Source organism: bacterium (genome assembly GCA_018812485.1).
Lineage (GTDB): Bacteria > JAHJDO01 > JAHJDO01 > JAHJDO01 > JAHJDO01 > JAHJDO01.
The window spans coordinates 1-11,730 of the sequence record JAHJDO010000115.1 but is presented as its reverse complement, the minus strand read 5'-3'; the positions used below and the strand labels follow the sequence as shown (position 1 = coordinate 11,730).

The 11,730-nt window shown below is 37.0% G+C and carries 11 protein-coding genes; all 11 read right to left on the bottom strand.

Annotation, left to right across the window (positions count from 1 at the left end; genetic code table 11):
- Window position 1 precedes the first annotated feature (1 nt).
- The 11 genes from KKC91_09300 to nagB all read right to left on the bottom strand — a co-directional run bounded on the left by KKC91_09300 (window position 2) and on the right by nagB (window position 11,485).
- Window positions 2–1,990 carry a site-specific DNA-methyltransferase gene (locus KKC91_09300; protein ID MBU0478747.1) on the bottom strand — a complete coding sequence of 663 codons (1,989 nt, stop codon included), beginning with the start codon at window positions 1,988–1,990 and terminating at the stop codon, window positions 2–4.
- An 87-nt stretch (window positions 1,991–2,077) separates the two neighbouring features.
- A complete protein-coding gene (locus tag KKC91_09295; protein MBU0478746.1) occupies window positions 2,078–2,707 on the bottom strand; it encodes a hypothetical protein in 630 nt (209 codons plus the stop codon).
- Window positions 2,704–3,987, bottom strand: a complete 1,284-nt coding sequence (locus tag KKC91_09290; GenBank protein ID MBU0478745.1) for an MFS transporter — start codon at window positions 3,985–3,987, stop codon at window positions 2,704–2,706. Before KKC91_09290 ends, KKC91_09295 begins: the two co-directional genes overlap by 4 nt.
- Window positions 3,984–5,279 carry a dihydroorotase gene (locus KKC91_09285; protein MBU0478744.1) on the bottom strand — a complete coding sequence of 432 codons (1,296 nt, stop codon included), beginning with the start codon at window positions 5,277–5,279 and terminating at the stop codon, window positions 3,984–3,986. The genes KKC91_09290 and KKC91_09285 overlap by 4 nt, the downstream gene beginning before the upstream one ends.
- On the bottom strand, window positions 5,276–6,214 hold the full coding sequence (locus KKC91_09280) for an aspartate carbamoyltransferase catalytic subunit (protein ID MBU0478743.1): 939 nt from the start codon (window positions 6,212–6,214) through the stop codon (window positions 5,276–5,278). Before KKC91_09280 ends, KKC91_09285 begins: the two co-directional genes overlap by 4 nt.
- A gap of 20 nt (window positions 6,215–6,234) precedes the next feature.
- Window positions 6,235–6,771, bottom strand: coding sequence for a bifunctional pyr operon transcriptional regulator/uracil phosphoribosyltransferase PyrR (gene pyrR, locus KKC91_09275; GenBank protein ID MBU0478742.1), 537 nt, complete (start codon window positions 6,769–6,771; stop codon window positions 6,235–6,237).
- A 190-nt stretch (window positions 6,772–6,961) separates the two neighbouring features.
- On the bottom strand, window positions 6,962–7,195 hold the full coding sequence (gene acpP, locus KKC91_09270; protein ID MBU0478741.1) for an acyl carrier protein: 234 nt from the start codon (window positions 7,193–7,195) through the stop codon (window positions 6,962–6,964).
- 35 nt (window positions 7,196–7,230) lie between these two features.
- Window positions 7,231–8,496: a hypothetical protein gene (locus tag KKC91_09265; GenBank protein ID MBU0478740.1), complete on the bottom strand. Its 1,266-nt coding sequence runs from the start codon at window positions 8,494–8,496 to the stop codon at window positions 7,231–7,233.
- Between the two features lie 38 nt (window positions 8,497–8,534).
- Entirely contained in the window at window positions 8,535–9,728 is a 1,194-nt protein-coding gene (locus KKC91_09260) for an acetate kinase (GenBank protein MBU0478739.1), read from the bottom strand.
- Window positions 9,729–9,744: 16 nt separating this feature from the next.
- A complete protein-coding gene (gene pta, locus KKC91_09255; GenBank protein ID MBU0478738.1) occupies window positions 9,745–10,731 on the bottom strand; it encodes a phosphate acetyltransferase in 987 nt (328 codons plus the stop codon).
- A gap of 7 nt (window positions 10,732–10,738) precedes the next feature.
- Window positions 10,739–11,485 carry a glucosamine-6-phosphate deaminase gene (gene nagB, locus KKC91_09250; GenBank protein MBU0478737.1) on the bottom strand — a complete coding sequence of 249 codons (747 nt, stop codon included), beginning with the start codon at window positions 11,483–11,485 and terminating at the stop codon, window positions 10,739–10,741.
- Window positions 11,486–11,730: the final 245 nt, after the last annotated feature.

Below are 11,730 nucleotides of genomic sequence, written 5' to 3'. Positions count from 1 at the left end.
TTTAACCTCCATGAAATTCCTTATTTATTATTTTATCCGCCTCACTTACTCCATACTCCTCATCATCAATCTCGCTGTAGTTTACATAGAGATGGTTTTTGTCCAAACACTCAAGCAAAAATCTTTTTTGGTTTTCAATAGATAAGCTGGCAAAATCTTTGGCGTTTTCGTCAACTGCCTTTATATCTACCTTGTAACTCAAAAACGCTTTCTCTTTCATTGTTTCCCACAATTTCTTTAGTTCTTCTTTTGTTTTTGCTCTTTCTATTTTCTCAGCAAAATTCTCGTTCCATTTCATAAGTTCTAAATATACAAAATCCCCGCCGCCTTTCCAGTTAGCTTCTTTCGAAATACCGATTTGTTCTCCTTTAATAACATTATTAAGTCGCTTTATTGTTTTTTTACAATGATCATCTAATTGTTCAACTAAGATATATTGGAGGTTAAGTTTATGAGCAACAGCACCAGTGGTACCCGTTCCTGCAAAAAAATCCATTACAATTTCATTTTCTTGCGTAGTTAAGTTAATTATTCTCTCCAACAACTTTTCTGGCTTTTTGCCAAACCGAAGTTCTACTCCACCTTCATTTGATAGATTATTGATTCCTATGTCAGTCCAAATATCACCTAGTGAAACGACAGGTGTCAATTTGCCAGCAATTTTAATCACCTTTTCTGCAGCGAAATTAACATCCTCATGTTTGTAAGCAAAATAATAAGATCCATCCTGATTCTTAATTTTTGTAAACTTGTCGTAAGGTAAACTAGAATAATCAGCACCTCTATTGCGAGCGGTTCTAAAAATTAAGTCGGCGTTTTGTAATTTAAATTCTAAAATGGCTCTTCTGTCATTCTTATCAATGCCAATATCCTTAATGGCTTGTGATAATGAAATCGCTTTCCACTTTTGGCACTCATCATCTGGGTAACCATTTTTATATAAAAAAGAATTATATCTTTCCAATGCCTTGTCCCAAGAAGCAGGAATAAATTGTGGATTGAGTTTTATATTTCCTGATTTTGTATACCACAAGATAAACTCCTTGATTTTTGGAAGTTTTTTATCCTTGTGTGCCATCTTTACACCGCTCAAATGAGACATTTGCACGCAAATTGTAGTGTGAAAATTCTCTCTGCCAAAAACCTCATCGCATAGAACTTTCAAATGACCTTGTTCAATATCGTTAATCTGAATAAAAATAGAGCCGTCCTCTTTTAGCATATCCTTTGCCACCTCTAGCCTATTTTTCATAAATGTAAGCCATGTAGAATGATTAAAACTATCGTTATAACCAAAACTGTCGTTGTTAGTGTTGTATGGCGGGTCAATGTAAATTAGTTTTACTTTTCCGGCAAAGCGTTTTTTGAGGGAGTGGAGGGCTAAAAGGTTATTGCCTTTGATAATAAGATTATCTTTAATGTCGCCGTTTTCATCAAGGCGAAAACCGAGATTGCCACGGTCGCTATCGCTCCCTCGCAATGACACCATAGGATGTTCACCATTTTTGTCAATTCGTTTCGCATTGGTAAAAACTTTTGGGTCAAGCAGGCGGCTGATTTCATCCGGCGCCAGCGTTTTGTTCCAGAAAATCTCATTATGCTTTTGATCTTCTTTGGTCATCCCGCCTTCCAAAACACAATCTTTATAAGGCCAGACAAGAACGACTTCTTTTTTGGGATCAATTTGTCTAAACATCCTACCGTCTTCGTGCATCAATCCAACATTTTGGGAAAAAGCTGTATAAGAGTCCGGCAAAAATTGCTTGTTGGAAACAAAACGGAGAAATTTATCTTTATCAAAAATTAAAACCTTATCTACATCAGCGAAAAATACCATCTTCATTTTTTTATCAGACAAAAGAAGTTTTAGAAGCCCCTTATCCAACTTCAAGGCAAGCTCAATAATTTTATTCTTCAAAAGATCGCCTTCGCTGGTCAATCGCTCATCTTTTTGAAGCAGGGTTTTTAAATTGTGTAATAAGTTTTCCATATTTTTATTTTACTCCAATTTTTTCATTTATTTGTGATTATACCCCACCATCCCAAATCCATAAAGGGAAAAGGGGGCATGAATGTTTCATTCGTTAATCTCTATCAATCTTACATTATCAAAGTACACAACACCTTTTGGCCAGTATGCATACACAACTACCTTCATTTTCTGAGCAGTTGATACTTTAATTTTAAATGTTCTTGAGCATGTACTCCAATCCCCGGGGTTTTCAGGGTAACAATGCATAGGAGCACGATACACCTCAAAGGATTTCATCTTTTTCTTATCATAACTGTACGCTTTAACAAACACAATAACCTTGGGACCGTTTTCCTTTCCATTAATACCTACACTTTTAATATCTATACTGAGTTTGTATTCCTGGTTATACATGGCAGGAATATATTCGCTTTCATATTCCATTCCACTTGTCGCAGCGATTGAAGTCCATTGCTTTGCTGGCTCATTAAGTCTGAATTCTATGCATCTACCCGTAGGCGATTCAGTCTTATTCCACAGGAGATTTTTGTCTTCTATTACTTTGCCTTTTGCACTTTCATATACTTGGACTGTAGAATCCTTTCTCGCATTAGATCCCCAATGAGCAGGCATAAGCCGTCCATTCTCAAAATCACCATTTGGAACCAAATTGACCTCACAATAAGCAAGCGCAGTAACTTGTAGAAACAATAAGATGAAAATTTTTGTTCTCATGTCACTCCCAAATTCTTCTTCTTGAATGGCACAATAACCAATGCTATAGAAATTAAGGTGCTAATAGTAGCAAGAATGAATAACAACCTGTAAGAAATATGGTCTATTATCATTCCTCCCATGATTGGTCCAATCGCAACAAAAGAAGCTCGCAGGGTATTTAGCAATCCGATATATGTTGCTCTTTTATTAGAGGGTGCCATCTCAAGAATGAGATTATGATAAGAAACTACCGAGAATCCCAAATACAGCCCCATAAGACTAAATATTACATATAGTCCTGTGACGCTGGTAGTAATTAAAGCCCATATACTACAAAGTCCTGCAGACAACAAAGAAATTAAAAATACAGGTTGTGCTCCTAATTTATCTGTCAACTTTCCACCAACAGTAGCTGCTATAATCTGTGATATAAGAAGAATTGCTGTGAATGTTCCAACATCTCCAATAGGAATATTAAAGTTTTCTCTTGCATAGATAATATAGAACGCGTTGACCATTGCTGGCCCAAAACCAAGCATCATCATACAAAGAACAAATCTTAAAAAAGATGTATTTTCCAGGATTGATTTAGCATTGGAAAAATATTCCTTAGGAGATATTCTATCAGCAACTTTTGGAGGATGAGGCTCCACTGTTATAGCAAGAAAAGTATTTGCAAGGCAGAGAAATGAAAATGCCAGTAAAAAACATATGGCGAAATTAACAGGAAAGGGATATGCTGCAAGGATATATTTTATTGCAAAAGCTCCTAACACAGCAAGCATTGTCCCTATTACGTACCAAAAACCATAAAAGGCACCTCTTTTGTTTCTGGAAATCAGTTTTCCAACAAAAGCAAGCCACGTTGGTGTAGCCAATCCTCCAAAAAGAGAATGAATGGCAAACGCAATAAAGAAAACAACAAGAGCTACTTTGGAAGATGCTTTAAAAAAAACAAGAAAATAAATAGCAAGTATCAGCCATGGAAAAGCATAAATTATTTTAAGAAAAACAATTATCCGCTTTTTCTGCTTAATTGGTTCTGTAAAATATGCTGATAATATCTGTGGAAACATCCAGAAAAAAACCCAGGTAGCAGGAAGCAATCCTATAATAGTTTTTGAGTCTGTGAGAAAGCTTAAGAAAACTGGTAATACCGTTACTACTGAAACAAATGTTCTACCAAATACATCAAAGGAATGTTCAGCAATGTTGAAGATAAAATTCCATCTTCTGAATATGAATATTTCACGTTTATAGCGCTTAGTTTTTTGTTCAGTAATATGAGAATCTATCATTTACTCCCTATTATTGCGTCATGAAATACAATCTTTCCATCAACAATAGTAGCTATTACCCTGCCCTTTAATTTTCTATTATGATACGGTGAGTTTTTACTCTTTGAGAGGAACCTGTTTACATCTACAGTCCATTTCTTATTCTCATCTATTATTGTTATGTCTGCGTCTGAGCCGATTTTCAACGTTCCCTTTGTCTTAAACCCAAGAATTTTTGCGGGATTACAAGAGAGCTTTTCAATAAGCTGGGATAATGATAAAACTTTGCTGTGAACAAGTTCTGTAAGGGCAAGCCCTATAGCTGTCTCAAAACCAACAATCCCGAACGGAGCATTATCATATTCATATTCCTTCTCTGTTATTGTGTGAGGAGCATGGTCTGTTGCTATAACATCTATTGTTCCATCAGCAAGCCCGTTTTTTATGGCTTGAATATCATCTTCACTTCTCAATGGGGGATTAACCTTTGTATTTGTATCATAACCATTAATAGCTTGTTCTGTTAATGTGAAATGGTTAGGTGTTACCTCACAGCTGACCTTTATATTACGGTTTTTAGCCTCTTTTATCAATTCTACTGTTCCCCCGCTTGACACATGCGCAATATGTATTCTGGTATTCAGCATCTTTGCTAAGCTTATATCTCTAAAAACAGCGATTTCCTCTGCTTCCCTGGGAATGCCTTCCAGTCCCAAGACCGTTGAAATATAACTTTCGTTTATCATTCCTTTCTCTGAGAGTGTCTTATCTTCACAATGCGATATTACCAGAATATTAAATATCTCACTATATTCAAGTGCTCTTCTCATGAGAGCAGAATTTTCTACCCAATTACCATCATCTGAAACAGCAACTATTCCCGCATCTTTCATATCTCCAATCTCTGCAAGTTCGGCTCCCTTTCGCGCCTTTGTGATCGCGCCAATAGGGAACACATTGACCTTACCCTCTTTTTTAGCTTTTTCTAAAACAAACTTTACAACAGATTGATTATCTATCGCAGGTTCTGTATTTGGCATACAGCAAACTGACGTAAACCCGCCCTTTGCGGCAGATGCGGTTCCTGCAGCTATTGTTTCGGCATCCTCCATACCAGGTTCTCTCAAATGAGCATGCATATCAATAAATCCGGGAGAAACTATCATGTTTTCGGCATTGAATATCTCACAATCGTTCTCCCTGATATTCTTACCTAACTTGCATATTTTATTATTTTCTATCAATATGTCCGTCTTTTCATTTATATGTTGAGATGGATCAACAACAGTTCCGTTTTTAATGAGTAGTTTCACGCGCTCACCTCCTTAGTTTTACTGCCCATAACAAGATAGAGAACAGCCATACGAACTGCAAGTCCATTAGTTACCTGTTCGAGAATAACTGAATACGGTCCATCAGCTACTTCAGGCATAATTTCAACACCTCTGTTTATAGGGCCTGGATGCATTATTAAAACATCCCCTTTTGCATACTTAAGCCTCTCGCTTGTGAGCCCATAGAACTTTGAATATTCTCTTATTGACGGGAAATAACTTTGTCCTTGTCTTTCTTTCTGAATCCTTAGTGCCATAATAACATCTACATGCTTTATGGCATGTTCTATATGATAGAAAACCTTTGCGCCCGTTTTTTCAATATCAACAGGCAATAATGTCTTCGGTCCGCATATTCTCACATCTATCCCCATTTTCCTCATGCCCCAGATGTTGCTTCTTGCAACGCGGCTGTGTCTGATATCTCCAACAATCGCCACCTTAAGTCCCTCTAATCCGCCTTTTTTCTCTCTTATTGTAAACATGTCTAGAAGTGCCTGCGTTGGATGCTCATGAGTTCCATCTCCAGCATTTATAACACTGGCATTTAGCTTTTTTGATAGCATATAGGATGCACCAGAAGAGCTGTGACGTATCACAACACAATCTATTTTCATAGCTTCAATATTTTTTGCTGTGTCAATGAATGTCTCTCCTTTTGAGAGACTACTTGTTGAAGCAGAAAAGTTTACCACATCTGCACTTAGACGCTTCTCTGCGAGCTCAAAAGAAATCCTTGTTCTTGTACTAGGTTCAAAGAACAAGTTTGCAATAGTCTTTCCCCTTAATGCCGGTACTTTCTTTATCTCTCTCGTTGATATTTCTTTGAATGATTCTGTTGTGTCTAAAATCAGCTTAATCTCTTCCTTTGTTAAGTCCTCCAGTCCAAGAAGATCTTTTCTATTCCATTCCATTTCTATTCCTTTCCCTTTGCCTATTTCCCAATAATTATAACCTCTGTCTTTTTATCGTATTCTTCTAATCTAACCTCAACGATTTCTTTCTGAGAAGTAGGAACATTCTTCCCCGCATAATCAGCTCGGATAGGTAGTTCTCTATGTCCTCTATCTACTAAAACTGCTAGCTGGATTGCCTTTGGTCTGCCAAAATCAATCAGTTCATCTAATGCTGCTCGTATAGTTCTACCCGTATAAAGAACATCATCCACTAAAACAACCACTTTATTCGTTATATCAAAAGGTATCTCTGTCTTATGAACCACTGGCTGGGAAGCAATAGTGCTTAAATCATCCCGATAAAGAGTTATATCAAGTACGCCAATAGGAAGAACAGCCTTTTCTATTTGTTTTATTTTCTTTACTATTCTCTCTGCAAGAAAGACCCCTCTGGTTCTTATGCCAATAATTACCAGATTATCTGTTCCCTTATTTTTCTCAACTATTTCATGAGCTATACGGCTGATTGTCCTCTCTACACCTTCTTTGTCCATAACAGGACCTTTCTCTTTCAAACCCATATTCATTCCTCCAATCACAAAAGCTCATTTACATAAATAAAAAACCTCCCTAAAAAACTTAGGAAGGCCTCTTCTTTCATCATATTTCTTTCCCTTACTAGCTTCTCAGAACTAGTTTAAAGGTTCATCCTTTAATGGCAGGTTAACATAGTGAACTGTTTATGTCAAATTTTCCTTTTTTTCCTTATAACAGATCCTCAAAAAACTTCACAGCTTGTCCAACAGTCTTAACCTTTCCTGCTTCATCCTCATCCAGGGACATATCAAATTCCTCTTCAAACGCTGCAATTAACTCAAGCGATTGCATGGATTCTGCGCCTAGATCCTCAATAAAGCGCGCTTCATCTTTTACATCACTGATATCAACATTCAATTGTTTTGCAATAACCTGTTTTACTCTTTCTTCTGTACTTGCCATTATCTATCTCCTTTTTCTGGTTACCACTTTACTGTCTAATTATTTTCTGTTCTTGCTTTTCTAACTATTGTATCTCTTTCATCCCGTGTAGCTTTCTTAATATATCTTAAAAGCTCGATATCCTCTTCTGTCAATTCTTTCTTGCGCCTGTTCATTGATGTTTTTACAGTTTCAAGCATCGTTTCCAGACCATATCCTTTGGCAATCTTTCCTTTATAATACCATGCAAGAGAGGGAATATACTTTGGCAGCACTCCGCCGCTTGCAACAAGTATACATAGTACTCCGATAGATGTTCCCGTATTTAACAATGTTCCTATACTTGTTTTAGTATAATCTCCAATAAAACATCCAACCTTAGTATCATTTGTATCAAAAAGTTGTCCTTTTATGTAAACCTGCACTGAGCCATAATCGTTTTTCAAGTCGCTATTTGTTGTTAATGCACCAAGATTAACCCATTCTCCAATATATGCATGGCCAAGAAATCCGTCATGATATTTGTTGCTGTAGCCATGAATTATACTCTCTTCAATCTCTCCGCCAACTCTAGAAACAGGCCCTATTGAAGAGCCTTCCCTTAGCTTTGTTCCAAACAGTGTTGAGCCCTTTCCTATTGAACACGGTCCTTCAATTCTTGTAAAAGGAGTTACTGTCACATCCTCATCTATTATTACAGGGCCTCCTGCAGTTTCTATTATAGTATGAGGCTGAATCTCTGTGCCTTTACCAATATGCACCTTACTGCTATCTCCATAAATAATCGCTCCTTCTGCCATGTTTCCGAATATACCCTTTTGAGGAAGCTTATTAAAATCATCTTCAATAGCTTTGCCATTATTATGAATCACTTCCCATAAATAGTTAAGCAAAGTAACAGACATTTCTTTTCTTGGCAGAACTTGTTTTATATTCTTCAAAACAGCTTCAAATGAATCTGCTCTGCATTTATCTAAAGTCCGTTTCTTCACTCTTGCATAAACGAGTGTATTATCCATAATGCCTATTTCTTCATCTCCCTCAGCCTGGATATCTATATTCATAAAAAGAGTACGGCCATTAAACATTAATATATCATCGTTTAAAGCAGATAGGTCATTTACGGACTTCCCTTCAACTCTTTTTCTGAATGTCGGTGCGATCCAATCCCTGAGAAAAAAACATGTTTCTATGTCAGGAAAAGCTCTCAGTATTTTCTCATACAAAAGAGTGTGCCCGCATCTCAATTCAAAGATTGGTCTTGTTAATGTTATCGGATAAAAATTCTCAAATGTGTCGTCTTCAAATATACAAAGTTTCATATTAGACATCTCCTTGTTATTATTAAGGGGCATTGCCCCTAACTTGCTATTTTTATACTATCTCTTGCAATCATAAGTTCTTCATTAGTAGGTACAACAAGAAGTTTGATTCTGGAAGAGTCTTTACTAATAACTGCTTCTTGTTCAAAACAGTTGTTATTTTTGGACTCATCAAGTTCAATTCCAAGGTATTCAAGATTCTGACATATATTTTTTCTAACAGGTTTTGCCTTATCACCGATGCCTCCTGTAAGCACTATGGCATCTACTTCGTTAAGAACAGCTATATATGCGCCAATATATTTTTTTATCCTGTATGCAAACATGTCAAGTGCAAGGCGTGCCTTTTTGTTGCCTTTATCTGCATTTTCAAGCAGTGTTCGCACATCATTGCTAAGCTCTGACACTCCCAGAAGCCCGCTCTTTTTATTGAGTAATTTGTCAATCTCTTTAAGACCTACATTTTCTTTTTCTGCAAGGAAGAAAAGTATAGCTGTGTCTATGTCTCCACAGCGCGTACCCATAATAAGTCCTTCAAGAGGTGTAAGTCCCATACTTGTATCAACTGATTGGCCATTTTTTATTGCTGCCATACTACATCCATTTCCCAAGTGGCAGGTTATCAAGTTTACTTTGTTAAGCGGTTTATTGAGCAATTCTGAAGCTCTGATAGTTACATATCTATGAGAGGTGCCGTGAAATCCATATCTTCTTATACCATATTTTTCATACCAGTAATATGGAAGTGCGTACATATAGGCAACCTGAGGTATTGTGTGATGGAATGAAGTATCAAACACAGCTATATGTTTGCTATTCGGGAAATAATTCATTGCTTCTCTTATGCCTACAAGATTAGGCGGATTATGAAGAGGAGCTAATGAAGAATATCTTTCTATTATTTTAATGGCTTTTTCGTCTAGTAAAGCAGACTCATAGAATTTTTCTCCTCCATGAACAACTCTGTGTCCAACTGCCTTAATCTCATCAATATTCGCTAAAACATCTGTTTTGGGACTGAGCAAATGTTTTGTGAACAGAGCAAAGGCTTCTTTATGGTCTTTAATTTGTTGACTGAGCTTAATATTGTTTTTTTCTGATTTTTGAGTAAAAACAGATACTTCCTCTCCGATTTTTTCAACAAGTCCTTTAGCAAGTTCCTGTTCGTTACTCATATCAAAAAGACTGTACTTTATTGAAGAACTTCCACAATTGACGACTAGTACCTTCATCTGTTTCTCCTTTTTTTTAACTTCTCACTGCTGTTATAGCAGTAACTCCAACAACGTCCTGAACGCTTGCCCCTCGTGATAGATCATTTATTGGTTTTCTAAAGCCCTGAAGTATCGGGCCATACGCTTTTGCGCCGCCAATGTACTGAGTTAGTTTGTATGCTATATTTGCTGCGTCCAGATCTGGAAATATTAATACATTTGCTTTGCCGGCAACGTTACTTTCTTTTACCTTTTTTTCTGCAACTTTTGGCACAAGCGCTGTGTCTGCCTGAAGTTCTCCGTCAATATTCAAATCAGGTTTCTTTTGCCTTGCAATTTTTGTAGCTTCCACTACTTTATCAACATCTGAGTGTGAAGCACTGCCTTTAGTTGAAAAAGACAGCATTGCAACTTTTGGTTCAATTCCAAGAAGTTTTTTAGCATTCATGGCTGTAGCTATTGCTATTTCAGCGAGTTGGGGAGCTGATGGAGAAATTGTAACAGCTGCATCAGCATAAATTAATACTTTATTTTTTTCTCCTAAAAATTCAGGAAGTACCATTATAAAGAAGCTTGATGGAGTTGAAATGCCTTGTTCAAATCCTATACACATTGCGCCTGCCTGAATTAGAGAGGCTGTTGTACTTGCTATTCCGCCGACCATGCCATCGGCAATGCCTTGAGAAACCATCATTGCGCCAAAATAGAGACTTCGTCTCACTATTCTTTTGGCCATACTAAGACTGATGTTTTTACGCAATGAACTGTATTTCTCTGCGAATTCGTCAAGATATGAAGATTCCTGCGGATTTACAATCTGAACCCCGCTTATATCAAAACCTGCCTCAGATGCCGCTTTATCTATTGCGCTTTTATCTCCCAGAAGCACAGGAATACATATTTCTTCAGATTTTATAATTGATGCGGCTTCTATAATCCGTATATCTTCTCCTTCCGGAAATACAATTTTCTTTGGAGTCTTCTTTGTGCGTTCAATAAATCGGCTGATTATGTCTGACATATAAATTTTACACTGTCTCATAATTTAATGTTAGCTTTGTTGCGCAGTCTTCAGTTATGACATAAGTTACAAACCTATGCAGCTGAAGCGCACTTGATGGACACATTGATGTAATGGGGCCCTCAAGAGCTGCTCTGATCGCATCAGCTTTATTTGCGCCGGCTGCAAGCAAGACAATTTTCCTTGATTTCATTATGGTTCCAATCCCCATTGTTATTGCCTGTGTCGGGACGTCTTCCTTTTTTTCAAAGAATCGCGCGTTATCTGATATTGTCTCTGCAGTTAGTGTCTTTATTCTTGTCAAAGACCCAAGAGAAGAACCAGGCTCATTGAATCCAATATGTCCATTGCCGCCAATTCCAAGAACCTGATAATCAATACCTCCTATTTCATCTATCATTTTTTCGTATTCATGGCAGGATGCATCAATATCCTCTGCCATCCCGTTGGGGACATGAGTATTTTTCTTTAATATATTGACATGGTCAAACAGATTCTCATTCATGAAGTATCTATAACTTTGATTATGAGCTGGGTCAAGTCCTACATATTCGTCCAGATTAAATGTTATCACAGTAGAAAAATCCATTTCTCCGGCTTTGCTTCTTTCTACGAAGTCTTTGTAGAGTGGCAAAGGTGTACTGCCTGTTGCAAGACCCAGTACAAAACTGGTTTTTTTCTTCATTTCCCCTGCGATCAAATCAGTTGCCTTCTTTCCCATTTCTTCATCATTTTTTACAATTATGACTCTCATTTCCGATCTCCTTTCCTAGTTTATTTTCACCCTAGTCAAATAAATTTTGTAACTCGATTTAATTGTGTATAATATATAAAAGTTTATTTTAAGTAAAGTATTGAGTGTATAACCCTAGAATCGCTATTGGAAATAAATTGGTGTGGAAAGATATTGAAAAAGCCTCGTTGGCAAGCGATAATAGGACTCACAAAACTAAAACAACCACTTAACCAACGAGGTGAAACAATGGTACAACAAACAGT

Coding starts and splice junctions, on each gene's coding strand:
- KKC91_09300 (MBU0478747.1), bottom strand. CDS start 1,990: ATGGAAAACTTATTACACAATTTAAAAACCCTGCTTCAAAAAGATGAG.
- KKC91_09295 (MBU0478746.1), bottom strand. CDS start 2,707: ATGAGAACAAAAATTTTCATCTTATTGTTTCTACAAGTTACTGCGCTT.
- KKC91_09290 (MBU0478745.1), bottom strand. CDS start 3,987: ATGATAGATTCTCATATTACTGAACAAAAAACTAAGCGCTATAAACGT.
- KKC91_09280 (MBU0478743.1), bottom strand. CDS start 6,214: ATGGAATGGAATAGAAAAGATCTTCTTGGACTGGAGGACTTAACAAAG.
- acpP (MBU0478741.1), bottom strand. CDS start 7,195: ATGGCAAGTACAGAAGAAAGAGTAAAACAGGTTATTGCAAAACAATTG.
- KKC91_09265 (MBU0478740.1), bottom strand. CDS start 8,496: ATGAAACTTTGTATATTTGAAGACGACACATTTGAGAATTTTTATCCG.
- KKC91_09260 (MBU0478739.1), bottom strand. CDS start 9,728: ATGAAGGTACTAGTCGTCAATTGTGGAAGTTCTTCAATAAAGTACAGT.
- pta (MBU0478738.1), bottom strand. CDS start 10,731: ATGTCAGACATAATCAGCCGATTTATTGAACGCACAAAGAAGACTCCA.
- nagB (MBU0478737.1), bottom strand. CDS start 11,485: ATGAGAGTCATAATTGTAAAAAATGATGAAGAAATGGGAAAGAAGGCA.